15 protein-coding genes are annotated in these 16371 nt (G+C 57.5%); 6 read left to right on the forward strand and 9 right to left on the reverse strand.

Annotated features, from left to right (window positions below; genetic code table 11):
• Nucleotides 1–5 precede the first annotated feature (5 nt).
• The 4 genes from HNO52_RS18005 to HNO52_RS18020 are packed head-to-tail and all read left to right on the forward strand — an operon-like array spanning nucleotide 6 to nucleotide 4182.
• A complete protein-coding gene (locus HNO52_RS18005; protein ID WP_197566588.1) occupies nucleotides 6–791 on the forward strand; it encodes an SDR family NAD(P)-dependent oxidoreductase in 786 nt (261 codons plus the stop codon).
• Between the two features lie 3 nt (nucleotides 792–794).
• The gene (locus HNO52_RS18010; RefSeq protein WP_197566589.1) at nucleotides 795–2141 is read left to right on the forward strand and encodes an NAD(P)/FAD-dependent oxidoreductase; all 1347 of its coding nucleotides are present in this window, start codon (nucleotides 795–797) and stop codon (nucleotides 2139–2141) included.
• The gene (locus HNO52_RS18015) at nucleotides 2138–2911 is read left to right on the forward strand and encodes a DUF1365 domain-containing protein (protein ID WP_197566590.1); all 774 of its coding nucleotides are present in this window, start codon (nucleotides 2138–2140) and stop codon (nucleotides 2909–2911) included. The genes HNO52_RS18010 and HNO52_RS18015 overlap by 4 nt, the downstream gene beginning before the upstream one ends.
• A 2-nt stretch (nucleotides 2912–2913) precedes the next feature.
• Nucleotides 2914–4182, forward strand: a complete 1269-nt coding sequence (locus HNO52_RS18020; RefSeq protein ID WP_197569296.1) for an SAM-dependent methyltransferase — start codon at nucleotides 2914–2916, stop codon at nucleotides 4180–4182.
• A 51-nt stretch (nucleotides 4183–4233) separates the two neighbouring features.
• Here HNO52_RS18020 and HNO52_RS18025 read toward each other — a convergent pair whose 3' ends face one another.
• A complete protein-coding gene (locus HNO52_RS18025; RefSeq protein WP_197566591.1) occupies nucleotides 4234–6096 on the reverse strand; it encodes a putative bifunctional diguanylate cyclase/phosphodiesterase in 1863 nt (620 codons plus the stop codon).
• A 248-nt stretch (nucleotides 6097–6344) separates the two neighbouring features.
• Here HNO52_RS18025 and fabA point away from each other — a divergent pair, with 248 nt between their 5' ends.
• Together fabA and fabB are read left to right on the forward strand one after the other, a co-directional pair.
• Complete coding sequence (gene fabA / locus HNO52_RS18030) at nucleotides 6345–6860, forward strand: 3-hydroxyacyl-[acyl-carrier-protein] dehydratase FabA (protein WP_197566592.1); 516 nt, start codon at nucleotides 6345–6347, stop codon at nucleotides 6858–6860.
• A gap of 14 nt (nucleotides 6861–6874) precedes the next feature.
• Nucleotides 6875–8092: a beta-ketoacyl-ACP synthase I gene (gene fabB / locus HNO52_RS18035; protein WP_197566593.1), complete on the forward strand. Its 1218-nt coding sequence runs from the start codon at nucleotides 6875–6877 to the stop codon at nucleotides 8090–8092.
• A 102-nt stretch (nucleotides 8093–8194) separates the two neighbouring features.
• Here fabB and HNO52_RS18040 read toward each other — a convergent pair whose 3' ends face one another.
• From HNO52_RS18040 to HNO52_RS18075, 8 genes are all read right to left on the reverse strand, one after another.
• On the reverse strand, nucleotides 8195–8953 hold the full coding sequence (locus HNO52_RS18040; protein ID WP_197566594.1) for a lysophospholipid acyltransferase family protein: 759 nt from the start codon (nucleotides 8951–8953) through the stop codon (nucleotides 8195–8197).
• The gene (locus tag HNO52_RS18045) at nucleotides 8950–9843 is read right to left on the reverse strand and encodes a sugar nucleotide-binding protein (protein WP_197566595.1); all 894 of its coding nucleotides are present in this window, start codon (nucleotides 9841–9843) and stop codon (nucleotides 8950–8952) included. The genes HNO52_RS18040 and HNO52_RS18045 overlap by 4 nt, the downstream gene beginning before the upstream one ends.
• Before the next feature lie 602 nt (nucleotides 9844–10445).
• Nucleotides 10446–11069 carry a recombinase family protein gene (locus tag HNO52_RS18050; protein ID WP_197566596.1) on the reverse strand — a complete coding sequence of 208 codons (624 nt, stop codon included), beginning with the start codon at nucleotides 11067–11069 and terminating at the stop codon, nucleotides 10446–10448.
• Nucleotides 11070–11530: 461 nt separating this feature from the next.
• Nucleotides 11531–12076, reverse strand: a complete 546-nt coding sequence (locus HNO52_RS18055; protein ID WP_197566597.1) for an ankyrin repeat domain-containing protein — start codon at nucleotides 12074–12076, stop codon at nucleotides 11531–11533.
• Between the two features lie 237 nt (nucleotides 12077–12313).
• On the reverse strand, nucleotides 12314–13183 hold the full coding sequence (locus tag HNO52_RS18060; RefSeq protein ID WP_197566598.1) for an FRG domain-containing protein: 870 nt from the start codon (nucleotides 13181–13183) through the stop codon (nucleotides 12314–12316).
• Nucleotides 13184–13344: 161 nt separating this feature from the next.
• Entirely contained in the window at nucleotides 13345–13824 is a 480-nt protein-coding gene (locus tag HNO52_RS18065) for a hypothetical protein (RefSeq protein ID WP_197566599.1), read from the reverse strand.
• A gap of 55 nt (nucleotides 13825–13879) precedes the next feature.
• Nucleotides 13880–14551, reverse strand: coding sequence for a hypothetical protein (locus tag HNO52_RS18070; protein WP_197566600.1), 672 nt, complete (start codon nucleotides 14549–14551; stop codon nucleotides 13880–13882).
• A 110-nt stretch (nucleotides 14552–14661) separates the two neighbouring features.
• Entirely contained in the window at nucleotides 14662–15426 is a 765-nt protein-coding gene (locus tag HNO52_RS18075; protein ID WP_197566601.1) for a hypothetical protein, read from the reverse strand.
• Nucleotides 15427–16371: the final 945 nt, after the last annotated feature.

Genomic DNA, 16371 nt, shown 5'->3' on the forward strand with positions numbered 1-16371 from the left:
AAAGCATGGCAGCACTGAGCGGGAAGCGGCGTATATGGCTGACCGGTGCGACATCGGGCATCGGGCGGGCACTGGCGGTTGAGCTGTTGGATCAGGGCCACCTGGTGGCCTTGAGTGGCCGAAACGAATCGACGCTCGAAGCGCTCTGCAAAGGCCGGGAGAATGCCCTGCCGGTGCCGCTGGACGTTACCGACAGCGACGCCGTCGCCATCGCCGGGCATCATATCGGCGACCTGTTCGGGCATCTGGACGTGGCGATTCTCAATGCCGGCAGCTGTGAATATCTTGATGCGCGGCAACTGGACACAGCGCTGGTCGAGCGCGTCTTCGCGACTAACTTCTTCGGTACGATCTACTGCGTACGTGCCGCATTGCCCCTGCTGCGCAGGGCGTGCGAACTGGGCTCACGCCCTTTGCTGGCAGCCACCTCGAGCGCCTCGGCCTACCTGGCGCTGCCACGCGCCGAGGCCTACGGCGCCTCGAAGGCAGCCCTGAGCTATTTCCTCGAGTCGCTACGCCTCGACCTGGCCAGCGAAGCGATCGACATCAGCCTGATCCACCCCGGCTTCGTCGCCACCCCGCTGACCGAGCGCAACGACTTTCCCATGCCCCTGCGCGTCTCGGCCGAGGCGGCAGCCAACGCGATCGTCGCCGGCCTGGAAAAGCGTCGCCTCGACATTCACTTTCCGCGTCGCTTCACCTTCACGCTACGCCTGCTCGGCCTGCTGCCTCCCGCCATGCGTCTGGTGTTGGGCAAGCGGCTGGTGCGCCACCCTGCCTCGGAGTACTGAGTCATGAGCGCTCGCTTCGCTTCCAGCCTCGCTGCGGAAATGCCCGCCCAGCGCATCGCCGTGGTCGGCAGCGGCATCAGCGGCATGGCCGCCGCCTGGTACTTGAGCGCCCGCCACCAAGTCACGCTGTTCGAGGCAGAAAGCCGGCTGGGCGGGCACACCGCGACCGTGGACATCGAGTTGGAGGGCCACCGCTACGCCATCGATACCGGTTTCATCGTATTCAACGACTGGACGTATCCGCATTTTCAGCGCTTGCTGACCCGGCTCGGCGTTGCCTCGCAGCCCACCGAAATGAGCTTCTCCCTGCACGAGACGGCACGCGATTTCGAGTATAACGGACATACCCTGGGCTCGCTGTTCGCCCAGCGCCGCAACCTGTGGAACCTGCGCTTCCATCGCCTGCTGGCCGATATCCTGCGCTTCAACCGGCGGGCAACATATGACCTGGCGCATGAGCGGCTGCCGACACAGCTTACTCTGGGCGACTATCTCGAGACCCATGGCTTCGGCGTCGATTTCCAGCGCCGATACTTGCTACCCATGGGAGCGGCCATCTGGTCGGCCAGCCTCGGCGATATGTACCGCATGCCGGCGCTTTTCTTCGTGCGTTTCTTCCACCATCACGGCCTGCTGTCGGTGCTCCACCGCCCCCAGTGGTACACGCTGGTCGGCGGCTCGCACGCCTACATCCCCGCGCTCACGGCGCCCTACGCCGACAGGGTAAGGCTCGACGCGCCGGTGCTGGGCCTTCGGCGAGACGCTGGCGGTGTCATGCTGACCACGGCTCACGGCCGCGAGAGTTTCGACCAGGTGGTCCTGGCCTGCCATGCCGATCAGGCGCTGCGGCTGATCGAGGACCCGACCCCGATCGAGCACGAGATCCTCGGCGCGCTGCCCTATCGCGACAACGACGTGGTGCTGCATACCGATACTCGACTGCTGCCGCGCCGCCGTCGAGCCTGGGCCAGCTGGAACTATCGCCTGGACGGCCGTGGCGACAGCGCTCGGGCGGCGGTGACCTACAACATGAACCTGCTGCAGCGGCTCGATGCGCCCCACACCTTCTGCGTCACCCTGAACGGCGAGGCGAGCATCGACCCGCGCCGGGTGCTGGGCCGCTTTCGCTATGCCCACCCCCAGTTCGGCCAGGCCGGCCTGCATGCCCAGGCCCGTCACGGCGAGATATCGGGCGTCGCCCGCCGCACGCATTTCTGCGGCGCCTACTGGCGCAACGGCTTTCACGAGGATGGCGTGTGGAGTGCCCTGCGAGTGGCCCACGCTCTTGGCTGCGACGAGAGCGGCACGCGGCCGCTCGGCATGAGGGCAGCAGAGGTAGCGACTGTATGAGCATCCTACCGCGCTCCTGTATCTGCCATGGCACGCTGCGCCATCGGCGCTTCCTGCCGCGCCCTCATCAGTTCGAGTATCGGCTATGGATGGTATGTCTCGACCTCGACGAGTTGCCCGAGCTATTCGACAGCGTACCGGGATTCAGCGCCAGAAGGGCGGCACTGGCAAGCTTCCGCCGCGAGGATTACCTGAGTGCAGACCAGCGGCCGCTGGCCGAGGCCGCCCGGGCCGAGGTGGCTCGTCAGCTCGGCCGAGCTCCCCAGGGGCGGGTCTGCCTGCTTACGCAACTGCGCACCCTGGGCTCGGGCTTCAACCCGCTCTCGCTTTTCTACCTGTATCACCGCGAGGAGGAGGGTGGCTGTCTCGGTGCGGTGCTGGGCGAGGTGACCAATACGCCATGGCGCGAGCGCATCCACTATGCCTGCTTCGTCGAACCGGATCGCCACAGTCACCGTGCGGAGTTTGCCAAACGTCTGCATGTCTCTCCCTTCCTGCCGCTGGATATGAGCTACCGCTGGCACTTCAACACGCCGGGCGAAGCTATCGAGTTGCACATGGCGACCTGGCGGCACGGGGAGTGCCACTTCGATGCCAGCCTGTCCCTGGTCAGCCGGCCGGCAACTCGCAAGGCCCTGCTTGCCGGCCTGGCACGTCGCCCCTGGATGAGCTTCAAGACCATCGTCGCCATCCACTTCGAGGCGCTGAGACTGTGGGCCAAGGGAGTACCGATCCACGATCACCCGCAGCGCAAGGAGACCTTGCCGTGAATATGCTACGCACCCATTCCGAATGTCCGTCGGTCGAGCCCGGCTCGGCACTCATGCGCTGGCTGCGCCGCGGCATGCTGGCACAGCTTGAAAGCCTGGAGGGTGGGCGCATCATCCTGATCGAAGGCAACCAATGCCAGCGGTTGGGGCGGCAGGATGGACCCCTACAGGTCACGTTGATAGTGCGCCGCGCGAGGGCTTGGCGTCGTATGGCCCTAGGGGGGAGCGTCGGTGCAGCGGAAGCCTATATCGACGGCGATTGGGACGTCGACGACCTGGTCAGCCTGATCCGACTATTCGCCGCCAACCTGGAACGGCTCAACAACGAGGTGGAAGGTGGGCTGGCTCGTATCGGTCACTGGCTGGCCGGCCTGGGGCAAGGCCTGCTGCGCAATACTCACGGGCGAGCCCGGCGCAACGTTGCCGCTCATTACGATATCGGCAACGAGCTGTTCGCGACCTTTCTCGATCATCGCCACTGGATGTACTCCAGCGCCATCTTTCCGCATCCCGACGCCAGCTTGGAAGAGGCATCGACGTACAAGCTCGACCATATCCTGGCCCGGCTCGATGTGCAGCCACAGCATCATTTGCTGGAAATAGGCACCGGCTGGGGCGGACTGGCCATCCACGCCGCTCGAACCCGCGGCTGTCGTGTCACCACCACGACCATCTCCAGCGAACAGTATCGGTACGCGTTGCGTCGTGTGCGCGAGGAGGGGCTGGAATCGCTGATCACGGTACTGCAGCGGGACTATCGCGATCTCGAAGGTCGCTATGACCGCCTGGTCTCGGTGGAGATGATCGAGGCCGTGGGTCACCAGTACCTCGGCACCTACCTGGCCATGCTGGATCGTCTGCTCAAGGATGACGGCCTGGCCCTGCTACAAGCCATCACCATACGCGACCAGCGCTTCGAAGCCGCCAAGCGTGAAGTGGACTTCATCAAGCGTCACATCTTTCCCGGCGGCTTTCTACCTTCGCACCGCGCCATAATCGATGGCCTGACGCGGCATACCTCTCTCAACGTGTTGGCGCTGGAGGAGATCGGCCTCCACTACGCGCACACCCTGCGCGAATGGCGCCATCGCTTCGAGTCGAACCTGGATACGGTCCGCCGGTTGGGCTACGACGAGCGTTTTATCCGCCTGTGGCGCTTCTATCTGTGCTACTGCGAAGGCGGGTTTCTGGAGCGCACCATCGGCACCTGTCAGCTGTTGCTGGCCAAACCTGGTGCCCGGTCTCGTCCTGTCATCGGGGCCGTGGAGTAACGTCATGCTCGGCACGCCTTCGACCTGAAGGGTCCCGATGTGCGCGGTCTGTCATGCCGACGGCTCGGCTCGCAGGACCATCCCCGTCGTATCCGAGGCCAGCGCCCGCCACTGCGCTTCGATCACCTCGGCCGGACCCGGTCGAGCATAAAGGAAGCCTTGCACCAGTCGACAACCGGCTTGCTGTAGAAAATCGAGCTGGCCCTGGGTCTCCACGCCTTCGGCCACCACGTCGAGCCCCAAGCCACGCGCCATCGCCAAGACGGCGCTGACGATGGCGGCATCGGCAGCGTCATCGGGCAGGGATCGGATGAAGGCGCGATCGAGTTTGAGCTTGTCCAACGGCAGGTTTTTCAGATAGCTCAACGACGAATAACCCATGCCGAAGTCGTCGATGGCGATACGATGGCCCTTGGCGCGCAGCGCCTCCAGCCGCGGCACGATATCACCGGCGCGCTCATCGAGCAGCACCGACTCGGTCAGCTCCAAACCCAGCTGTGACGGCTCGATGCCGTGTCTCGCCAGCCCCGCCGAGAGTGCCGTCTCGAGCTCGCCCTGGAACATCTGAATCGCCGAGATGTTGATCCACACGGGCAACTGAGGCAGGCCCAGCTCATGCCAACGCGACATTTGCGACAACGACTCGTCGATCACCCAATTGCCGAGCTGGCCCATCAGCCCATGGCGCTCGGCCAGCGGGATGAAGTCGGCCGGCGAAACCATGCCATGCTCAGGATGCCGCCAGCGCAGCAGCGCCTCCATACCGACTACAGTGCCATCCATGATGCGATGCTGGGTCTGGTAATACAGTTCGAGTTGATCACCGTTGGCCAAGGCGTCGCGCAGGCCGTAGACCAGCGCCATATGGGGCGAATTCTGCACGTCCAGCGCCGGACGGAAGCGCTGACTGACGTTACGCCCGTTCCGCTTGGCCGAGTAGAGCGCCGACTCCAGGCGTTGGAACAGCACTCCGGACTCCTTGCCATCCTCGGGGGCCCGGCAGCTGCCGATTGAGAGCCCAAGGCGCAAGGTCTTGTTTGCCAGCTCGAAAGGCTCGCCCAGGTGTTGTCGCAGGCCGGCAATCCAGTGATCGTGGTCGTCGTACGTCGTGGTGCGTATTACCAGGAATTCGTCGCCCCCCAGCCGACCCACGACGCCGCCGGCCACATACCGGGCCAGGCGCTGGCCGAAACGGGCCAATAGACGGTCGCCCTGTTCCACCCCGAGGCTGTCGTTGACCGACTTGAAGCCGTCGATATCGATGATCGCCATATCGAGGCTCTCGCCGGCGCGCAGGTGGCGCAGGCGAGAGGTCATCAAGTCATGCAAGCGGCGGCGGTTAGGCAACCCGGTGAGCGGGTCCTCGAAGCCGATGCGCCGCAGGTCCTGTTCGCGCGCCTTGTGTACCGAAATATCCGTGAAGGTGCCGACGTAATGGGTGATCTGCCCGCGGACGTTCAACACTGCCTTGACGCGCAGCCATTCGGGAAATTCGTCACCCTGCTTGCGCCGGTTCCAGATTTCGCCCTCCCAGCGTCCCTTGCTGTGCAGGGTCTGCCAGAAACGCTTGAAAAAAGCCGGGTCATGACGTGCCGCAGCCAGATTGGCGGCATTGAGCCCACGCACCTCGTCTTCAGTGAAACCGGTGATGCGAGTGAAGGCCGGGTTGACGGCGAGGATGCGATTCTCGGCATCGGTAATCTGAACGCCCTCCTCGGAGAGCATCAGCGCCTGCTGCATCAGGTCGGCGTGCTGACGGTCACGCTTTATCTGGCGCCAGGCGACTACCAGTCCCACCACGACAATGACGACAGCAGCCATTCGCAAGCCGGGGTTGGGCAGCCAGATACAGGCCGGTAACGCCACCATGGCAGCCCAGGTCAAAGGGCGGTTCAACGCGAAGGATGGCCGCATGAGAGGTCCCGATGTAACGGAGGTAAGAGAAAAATTGCGCCCATGCTATGCATCGACCCTACTTAGAGTATCGACACTTAGCGATGACACTTTAATCGTTGGCGACTGTCGCGTCATGCCTGGCGTGCAATCATGGGCCTCGGCCAGTAGACTAGGCAGGGCCGCCCGGGCGGGCTGGCTCTTTGTGCCATGCTGCCTCCGCACCGCACGCGGAAGGGCCCACTACAACTGCGACTCGGAACGACTCAGTGATCAAGCAACACTCTTTCGAACGCGAAGAACTGCTGGCATGTAGCCGCGGCGAGCTATTCGGCCCCGGCAACGCTCAACTTCCGGCGCCCAACATGTTGATGCTCGACCGTATCGTGCGCATCCACGAAGAGGGCGGCCAGTTCAACAAGGGCGAGCTGATCGCCGAGCTGGATATCCAACCCGACCTGTGGTTCTTCGAATGCCATTTCCCTGGCGATCCGGTCATGCCCGGCTGCCTGGGGCTCGACGCCATGTGGCAACTGGTGGGCTTCTACCTGGGCTGGCTCGGTCATCCCGGTCGCGGCCGTGCGCTGGGCTGTGGCGAGGTGAAGTTCACCGGCCAGATTCTGCCCGAGGCCGGCAAGGTCAAATACCACATCAACGTCAAGCGCATCATCACCCGGCGCCTGATCCTCGGCATCGCCGATGGTACCGTCTCGGTCGATGGCCGTGATATCTACCAGGCCAACGACCTGCGGGTCGGTCTGTTCACTTCTACCGCGAATTTCTGAAACAGGAGGCTTCCATGCGACGAGTGGTGGTCACCGGTCTGGGTATCGTATCCTGCCTGGGCAACGACCCGCAGACGGTCGTCGAGGCGCTCAGGAATGGACGCTCGGGCATTCGCTTCAAGGAGGAGTATGCCGAGCTCGGTTTTCGTAGCCAGGTCGCCGGGGTCGTGAATATCGACCTCGAAGCCCTGATCGACCGCAAGCTAAGCCGCTTCATGGGCGACGCCGCGGCCTATGCCTACGTGAGCATGGCCCAGGCCATCGAGGATTCAGGCCTCTCCCCCGAGCAGGTGTCAAACGAACGCACGGGACTGATCGCCGGCTCTGGGGGCGCCTCCAGCGCCAACCAGGTCGAGGCCGCCGACGTCATGCGTGCAAAAGGACTGCGCCGTGTCGGCCCCTACCGGGTCACCCGCACCATGGGCAGCACCGTGTCCGCCTGCCTGGCCACGCCGTTCAAGATCAAGGGCGTCAATTACTCGATCTCATCGGCCTGTGCCACCTCGGCGCACTGCATCGGCAGCGCCATGGAACAGATCCAGATGGGCAAGCAGGACATCGTCTTTGCCGGAGGCGGCGAGGAGGAACACTGGACCCTGTCATGCCTGTTCGACGCCATGGGAGCCCTGTCCACTCAGTACAACGACACTCCGGGCAAGGCCTCGCGCCCCTATGACAAGGCGCGCGATGGCTTCGTCATCGCCGGCGGCGGCGGCATGCTGGTACTCGAGGAGCTCGAGCACGCCAAGGCGCGGGGGGCGAAGATCTACGCCGAACTGGTCGGCTACGGCGCCACCTCCGACGGTCATGACATGGTCGCCCCCTCCGGCGAAGGCGCAGTGCGCTGCATGCGCCAGGCCATGGCCACCGTCGACGGCAAGATCGACTACATCAATACCCACGGCACCTCTACACCAGTGGGTGACGTCGCCGAACTCAAGGCGATTCGCGAAGTCTTCGGCGACACCACGCCGGCGATGAGCTCCACCAAGTCGCTGACCGGCCACTCGCTGGGTGCCACTGGCGTGCAGGAGACGATCTATTCGCTGCTGATGATGGAACACGACTTCATCGCGGCCTCGGCCAACGTCGAGGATCTCGACGATCAGGCCGCCGGCTTCGATATCGTCACGCAGATGCGCGATAGCGTCAGCGTCGATCGTATCCTCTCCAACAGCTTCGGTTTCGGCGGCACCAACGCCTGCCTGGTCCTGCAGCGCTACCGCGACTAGCCGACCAGCCATCGCAATGCAGAAAGGCGCCCGAGGGCGCCTTTCTGCGTTACGTTACGCGTTACGGGCAAAGCCCGCGCAATACAACACCGGCCAAGCATCCTAGCTCGTGCTGGCCCCCACCTCAGGCTTGGCAACCACCGGTCGCGGGACTTCGGAGATCTCGGCCAGACGCGCCTCGATCCAGGCCTCCACCTCGACCAGCACTTCCTCCGGCGTACGGCCCACGGTATCGATGGGCTCCCCCACCACCACGCTGAGCACCCCCGGGTTCTTCACCCAATGGCGCCCCGGCCAGCGTTCACCGGCATTGTGCGCCACCGGCAGCACCGGCACCCCGGCGCGACAGGCGATGACGGCCCCGCTCTTGTTGTAGCGCCGCCGCTGGCCTGGATCCACCCGAGTGCCTTCAGGGAAGATCAACACCGATAGCCCCTCCCGCAGGCGCACCACGCCCTGGCTCAGCACCTGCCGCATTGCCCGCGCTGGCTTCGAGCGGTCCAACGCAATGGGATGCAGCAGACGCAGGCCCCAGCCGAACACCGGGATGCGCAGCAGTTCCTGCTTTAGCACCGTACACACCGGCGGCTTGAGGATCTGCAGGTAGATGGTTTCCCACTCGCACTGGTGGTTGGCCAGAATCACGCAGGGACCGGGCGGCAAGTGCTCCCTGCCGCTGACCCGATAGGTCACGCCACAGGTCCAACGAAACCAGGCGGTGATGAAATGATTGTAGCGATTGAGCAGGCGGTAGCGTGAAGGCAGCGCCAGCAGCGGGGCCACCGGTAATAGCAGCGCGCCGAAGACGAAGATGGCAAGAAAATAACCGACGTAGAACAGCAGGCTGCGCAACACATTCATGGGTAAGAGCCACCCTCTTCATCGCTCGGGATGGCGCGGCGAGCCTGACACCACTCATCCAGCAGGCGACCCACCTCCAGCCGCCACGGCTTCTGGTGAACGCCGAAGGCCTCCAGCACACGCCGGCAGTTGAGTACTCGGCGTAGCGGCTGGTCATGATGGTGCTTGAGCGCCTTCACCTCGCCGAGCTCCACCTGTTCGCCCAGCCCCTCCAGGCGCGTCGAGAGCTGGGTGCGTACCATGGTGGTGAAGGTATACGCACTGACCGGCTCCGTACCCGCCAGGTGATAGGCGCCCCATGCGCCGGAACCGCACGAGAGCTGATGCAGCATGCCGACCAGTGCCATGGCGACGGCGTCGGCCGATGTGGGGCAGAAGATGACATCCTGAGCGGCGCGAACCTCCTCCCCTGTGACCAGGCTGTCGATCACGCCGCTGAGCCAGGCGTGCCCGCCCTCCAGCGCGAACAGCGGCCCCAGGCGCACGATGAGGTGACGAGGGTGGCTTCCTCGGATGCGATCGCCGATGGCGATCAACCGCCTGAGGCTCTCGTCGCGCGGCGCCGGTATCACGTGCTCGTCGATGGGCGTCTCGAAGCCATCCTGGTAGAGCTGGTCGGAGACGCACCACACCATTGGCGTATCGGTTTCGCGGCACGCCGCCAGGCAGGCATCGACGCCCTCGCCATGCGCGACCACGGCCGCGGGCTCGATTTCCATCGGCGCCGATAGCGGTGGAATGACCACCGCTGCGGGCGCCAGCTCACGGAGCAGGCTGGCATCGATCTTCAGGCCGGGCTCGATGACGAGCTCGGTATCACTGCGGCGGTGCACCAGCCTGGCCAAAGCCAGATTGAGGCAATGGCCGGCATCCAGTACCAACAGCTTCACTCAATAGCCTCCGGCAGCCTCGATCGGGTAACGTCAGAACGGTAGTCGGCATAAGACATGGGGCGCAGCAGCAGTCTTTAATCTTAAGCGTATGTTCTTCATGGAATTTTACCTTAAAGCAACAAAAAAAGCAACGCAAAATGTAAAGCAAAAATGGGTATGGCGTGCGCTTCAGCACTATCTTGATGGGGTGTAAAGCTAGCTATCTTTACACGCTGCAAGCCAGGCACCACCTGATGTTCATGATAACTTTATGCCGGGCCACGTCAGCAGAACCTACCCACCTGGCTTCTCTGTCCCCCCAGTATGCAGCCTTCGAAAGGAGGAGGCCAACACAGAGAAAGAGGCCCTAGGATACCCCTCCCCTTCCCCGTCCTACTCATTTCTCAACTCCCCGGCACAGGAGCCTGTACGACTTGGCTTGGACTCAGCAAAACTCAATCGTACGGAAGGCTCTACCTGGAGACTGCATTTAGAGCTGAACGGAACGGCACAGTTAACACAAGGCTAACCATTTAAGTCACTTCCTCGGCTTCTTACTATCCTAGGCCATGTCAATCACAGCCCATGCGGCTTCGTTATCATGAAGGCGACTCTTCTTTTCAACTTGTTTTTTCAACCCTCTGCACTGTGCTTGCTGCACATCCAGCTAACTCAGCAGTCTTGCGAATGCTGAAGCCTTTTCCTCGAAGCTCCTTTATCTTGATGTGCAAAGCAGCGTCAGCCGGCCTTCCCTTGTAGACCCCCCGAGCCCGGGCCTGCTGAATGCCTTCAGATTGGCGCCTCCTGCGATCCTCATAATCCTTCCTAGCGACCGCCGCAAGCATATCCAGTAGCATATCATTCACAGCATCAAGCATTCGGGCAGTAAAATCTTCTCCGCCTGTGGCCCGCATGGCTGCATGGCTCGTTGGCAGGTCAAGGGCGACAATGCGGACGCCAGCCTTCTGAATAGCTGCTTTGAGCGACTCCCAATCAGCACGGGCCAAGCGAGTCAGTCGATCCACTTGCTCTATCAGTAAAACATCTCCTGGACCTGAATCTGCGAGCAACCTGAGAAGCTCAGAGCGGTCGGCTTGCGCACCGCTTGCATTTTCGGTGTACCAAGCAGCAACCCTAGCACCATGTTCGCCAGCAAACTGCGCTAGCATCGCTTTTGTTCGATTCGCATCTTGTTCATCTGTAGAAGCCCTTAGATATCCTCTTACAAAGATTTGTGCAGGCATGTGTATGATTCCTCCTTGTACCTATTTGGATGCATTTAAATATATTGTATCTTTTTGGGTCGAATAAATAAACATATGAATACAAAAAACTGAATAGACAGGCGCACCTCTTGAGGTATACCCAAAAAGACACATGCTTCAGTATAAAGCTGCTAGAGATAAGAAAAATAGATATAAATTCTTCCGGTGTGATTAACTACATCATTATAAAATAATGTCTGCTGCTTATCTTTCGTCCGTTTTGCGACGCTGGTCGCCTTGGATATGAGTAAGATGGATGGTAGGCACCTTGCAGTTCCGGACACGGACGGCCAGCCAAATGCTGAAATTTGCAACAGGTCCGGCGGCCAAGGGCAGCCCTTCAGCCGACTCACATATGTCACTAAGCCAGAGACGGTAATAAGCAATAGGGGGATAGTGGCCTATGCAGCACCCTGCTAGGAACGCTTCAGTAAATAAAATTATAACATTGAACATCCGTCCATTCCGCAAGGCGGATCATAAGTACCATGCCAACCTATTAATACGCGATCAAACGAATCTGAAAAATATCGTGCACCAGGTGGGATCTTTACCACCCCTCCAGCATAAGCCACAAGCATTGCTTCCCTTGCACAATGCTCTATGGCTTCCTCCCATCGGTCACTGCTTGGTCCTAAGTCGGAATCAGTGGAATTAGCCCACAGCGACCCCTCATCGTGTAATGAACTCTGCAAGAGAGCAGCCAATTCGACAAACCCCTTTTCCACAGCCACATCCACAGCAGTTTTCCCGTCACGAGATGGCTTGTTAGCTGAAGCACCCAGTCGAATCAATTCTCTGCAAGCCTGGACATTTCCGAAATAAGCTGCTTGATGTAAAAAAGACCATCCAGATGTTTCCTTTTCATAGCGGCTACATCGTTTCGCGATAACCGGGAAGTCCTTCCATTCGGATAAAACTTTTTGCCAGCGCCCTATTTTTGCCTGATCGTAGATTTCTTCTAAGATAACGTTCAGCTCACTCATGCCACCTCCTTTATAAAGGATAATTTAAATAACCTTCCTAAACTTCTAACATCATCTGGAAAATATGCTCCAAACGGCCACAAGGTGACATTCAGTAAATCTTAATGTAGCGCTCAACTTTGGGACAGGCATTAAACGTCGAAGACCATTCCAAGTCTGCTCAATAATGGCGTGTGACAAGTTATCGCCAACGTTTTTTCAAACCTCTCACCTCGGAGAAGTTTACGACTCACCTCATCAAACCACATCTCGTAAAAAGCCATTTAAAGAGCGAGCATACCCTTCAAGACCGGGAAACAATGATGCAGCATTTATGTTCATTCTTCCAAGCTCAAGCAGTGCTGAGTTATGCATATGCAATGGCAAAATAATTTTTACAAGCCCATGCTCAAAGCATTCCACGCCTCGAAAGTCACCAGCAACCCAAGGAGGCTCTTTATTTAAATTATCGTAATCATCTCTAACCATTCCTAGTGTAGTAAGAAGGTTATCCTCAAAAGAGAAATCCAAATCCCCGGGCAGAACAAAAACACCTTGCTGAATTGATATTCTTTCATTGAGCCTCTCCGGCTCAACCGCCATAACTAGCTTTCTTGAGTGCTGATGAGAGAGATTTCTTTCAACAACATCACGACTTCTCTTGTGAAGCTCATAAATAGTTTCATTGTAACCCAAAGGTTTGTCAACATGCTCATATAGGCAATCCACGTTTAACGCCCATATCGCCGCGTCATCCTCAGCCATTTCCATGGCAAAAAATGCTGCTACATAGTACGAACTTGTAAAATCAAGTAGCCTGGTAGGGCCACCATAATGCTGGAGCAAAGAATACCATTCAAGCTTATTACCTAGCGGCGGTGGGTTTTCAATATAAAGATGCGCCCTTCGCTGGAACTCATTAAGTATAACTTTCTCTCTATTATCTAAGAAGTGTGTGGGAAAATCATTTCTTAGGCAGGCCCGCTCAAGGTTAGTACTCAAACCCCATGAGGAAGATGCTTGACCTCGAAAAATATACTGTGGCAAGCGAGACATGACAGCAACAGCTTCTTCCCAAGTTTCAGGGTAAAGAGCAATAGCCTTACCGATTCCAGTTTCAAAATTCACCGATGTTAACCCCCTGACTTTATGGTGAAGAGGATATTGGCAGCTATATTTAGCCATGGCCAAATGCAATATTTTCTAATTAAGAGAACTCATAAAGATTAACTAAAATTCTCCTATCGCCCAGAAGCGGACAATCAGAAGATATTCATATAACGCCGCCATCACACGCTTGTCGGTTGCATGGCCTTGTTAAATGTTTGCTGGACAACTTCTCGGCTGTCCTCGTCAACCTCCCATATTTCTACGTCTTCTGGGATCAGGTGTCCGTAGGTTCGGACGTAGTATTCAGCCAAAGTTTCTCGCCGTCTTTCACTTACATCTCTAAGAACAAACAGGATCTTCCTGTATCCTCTGGGCGCGACCAAGAAGTAGTACATTGCCTCATTCCACACAGTGAGCTTTGCACTCGGAACGTTGTCGTTCGGTGCAGTCCACTTGTGACACTTACATTCGACGATGGTTTTCTGCTGTTTACAGCCCAGATCGAAAGCGTGCAACTTCTTGTTTTCGGATACACCAACGGGAAGCTTAAGGTCGCTCTCAATGCCTTTCGCTGCAAACACACCTAGGGCGAGAGCCTCAAAATCTTTTCCCACGTGGGCGTTTGATATAGACCCGATGCGCTGGTGTGGCTTATTCATGTGATTGTGTCCATTTAAAGCCAAAATCAGCCGCCGCGCTAGCCGTCGGCTGCATTTACTTTTTAGCGTCTCCGCCGGTAACAGAGACCACCAATGCCGACACGTTCGAAATGACACTCTCAGCCAAATCTAGCGCGGCATCAACATATGCTCTCTGAAAGAAGAGATCGCCTCCAAAAAAAACGACTCCATCATTTCGATTGGCGATTTCTTGAAATCGCTTTTCTTGTTGTGCCGTTGGCTGCCCGGAAAATCCACCATGCGCCTTGAAGTTCCTTATCTCGCGAAGATCGGATATGCGTTTCCATGTTTTATTTTCTAAATCAAATGGTGCCTCTAAGACATAGTTAAAATATTTTTTCCATTGATCCTCAGGCGAACGCCCTCTCAAATCGGATAACCTCAGGTTAAGACTCTTCCGCTCCGCGAGAATGTCAGCACCGGTTTTTACTGAGTTTTCAATGAGCGACCATGTTGCGGTTAAAACCTGCGATCTCAGAAGCTGGGGGAATTCTTCTTTGGTTTCCTGTTCCAAGTGCTCTATATGCTGATCGAATTCATGGCTATTCTTATCGACTCCGCTAGCAGAAAGTTTTGCCTTGGCACGCAACAATGTTTGGTCTGTTACGTAAGTCAGTTGCTCTTCGAAAGTCTCGTTGTAGGCGACCAATTTAGAGAGCCTGTACTCGAGATCAAATATTTTTAGATTAAATAAAAGATTTGCCATGCTATTGGTATCTCCTTTCACCTTGGAACGAGCGTTGCAATTCACGCTAACGCTTTGACTTTGCCGCGTACCAGAGCGCCAGCGTAGGTGCATCCGACAACAGCCATTTGTTATGGATTTTGAAGTAGGCCAGTGACAGCGTCGGCAGCAGTCTGCCCCTTTTCAATTAGGTTCACATAAGCAGTTGCAATGCGATCAGCATCAACCACTGCATTTCCTGCTCGCTTCAACGAGGCCCACAATCCCGCCACCTTTGCAGCTTCTTCCCGATCATCCTCATTTCTCAGGTCGTCTGCGCGAGTCGCCAAATCCGCAAATCCCTCAGAGAATGCCTTTCGGATTGACTCCGCACCCTTAACTGGATACTGCTTGATAGATTTTTCGATAATATCCAGTTGTCCGGTGAGGAAATCATACACATGGCCAGACAATGAACTGTTTTCTATTTCCTGCCTCAGCTCCTGAACCCGATCAAGGATGTTCTGCAACTCTTCATGATCAATTGGCTCTTCCTCGGGAAGTAGCGCAGCACAATATTTCAGACAAAGCACCACATCAGGCTGAAGGTGTTTTTTGTAGTTCTTCCAAGGCGCGGCAAGATTGGTGACCGAAACTGTTTTCGAAACTCGCTCTAGGTATGGCCCGTACAAATCAGCAGGAATTTCGACGGTAGACATTAACCGGTAAATACTGTCCACCTCCTCTCGCACAAGCTGTAGTTGAGCATAGATTGGATGCGGATCTGATTTAGCAGTTGTTTCATCCAGGCCCAATAATGATGCCCACACCTCTGCCGTGGATTTATCATCCGGCTGGCTCGAAGCTTTTTGCACGACTGTAAGAATTCTATGTGCGGAATTTGTCATGTCAGCCAAATGAGACTCCTCCTTTATTCATAAGAGTTGTATTATGTAGCATGCTTAATCTTCCATTTGAACGCGCATGCACGTTTAACAATGTTATGCTTCGCAATCGAACATATCTAATCCTATTGAAAATACTAGGAATTAAGTATAGCTCGGCAGCATAACACCAGTCATTGTGCATACTGCGTATCCAATGAACGTGCTCGCTGCATCTGCCGGCAAGTCCGCTTTGGGTCGTTAAGGGCCATTCATATGATACGCCGGTTTAGAACGCTTCCCCTTAATGTGATCAGGCACGCTACTGCTAGGGAACCCTGACGCGAGCTGCGGCTCCCTTCCATGGCGGCCTGAGTTGACGCCATTCAGAGTCACGATAGCATCAGGTAGATACATACTTTCACACTACAGATTAATCAAATTTTCTTCGATAAGCGAATGGTGGTCTTGATACGTGTCCGTGAAATGCGCTGTTGATGAGGCCGCTGGGCTGGCGGCTGAATTGATGGAGGGATTTGGGGATGGAAAGCGAGCCAACACAAGACGAGGATGGGCGGTATCGAGCTAAGATAGTATTGACTAGGGCTACCTCGCCGGAAGGGACTGTCCTTGAGTACGGCCCGCACCACAAGAGAGCTTGTCGGCTGTCAGCGTCCTCACATGACGCCGGCTAATGTTGAGTCATTGTGCCCAGTTCATTCATCAGACCCCTACTCCTAGCACGATCGATTAGCAGATGAGGCCTGGGTAGCTGCCAGCTAGGCACAATGACTCACCACAACGGCTTCGGCAGCGCCCTACTCGGCACAATCACTCACCGCAACGGCTTAGTCAGCACCCTACTCGACGCAAACACTCACCGGTACAGCCCTGACTATACACCATGGCTCACCACAACGGCCTCAACAGCTCTGATCTTGAGCAGTGCATTCTCCTTACCCCACTGTCTCCTTTCTC

Source organism: Halomonas sp. MCCC 1A13316 (genome assembly GCF_014931605.1).
Classification (GTDB): Bacteria; Pseudomonadota; Gammaproteobacteria; order Pseudomonadales; family Halomonadaceae; genus Halomonas.

Coding starts and splice junctions, on each gene's coding strand:
- HNO52_RS18005 (WP_197566588.1), top strand. CDS start 6: ATGGCAGCACTGAGCGGGAAGCGGCGTATATGGCTGACCGGTGCGACA.
- HNO52_RS18010 (WP_197566589.1), top strand. CDS start 795: ATGAGCGCTCGCTTCGCTTCCAGCCTCGCTGCGGAAATGCCCGCCCAG.
- HNO52_RS18015 (WP_197566590.1), top strand. CDS start 2,138: ATGAGCATCCTACCGCGCTCCTGTATCTGCCATGGCACGCTGCGCCAT.
- HNO52_RS18020 (WP_197569296.1), top strand. CDS start 2,914: ATGCTACGCACCCATTCCGAATGTCCGTCGGTCGAGCCCGGCTCGGCA.
- HNO52_RS18025 (WP_197566591.1), bottom strand. CDS start 6,096: ATGCGGCCATCCTTCGCGTTGAACCGCCCTTTGACCTGGGCTGCCATG.
- fabB (WP_197566593.1), top strand. CDS start 6,875: ATGCGACGAGTGGTGGTCACCGGTCTGGGTATCGTATCCTGCCTGGGC.
- HNO52_RS18040 (WP_197566594.1), bottom strand. CDS start 8,953: ATGAATGTGTTGCGCAGCCTGCTGTTCTACGTCGGTTATTTTCTTGCC.
- HNO52_RS18050 (WP_197566596.1), bottom strand. CDS start 11,069: ATGCCTGCACAAATCTTTGTAAGAGGATATCTAAGGGCTTCTACAGAT.
- HNO52_RS18055 (WP_197566597.1), bottom strand. CDS start 12,076: ATGAGTGAGCTGAACGTTATCTTAGAAGAAATCTACGATCAGGCAAAA.
- HNO52_RS18065 (WP_197566599.1), bottom strand. CDS start 13,824: ATGAATAAGCCACACCAGCGCATCGGGTCTATATCAAACGCCCACGTG.
- HNO52_RS18070 (WP_197566600.1), bottom strand. CDS start 14,551: ATGGCAAATCTTTTATTTAATCTAAAAATATTTGATCTCGAGTACAGG.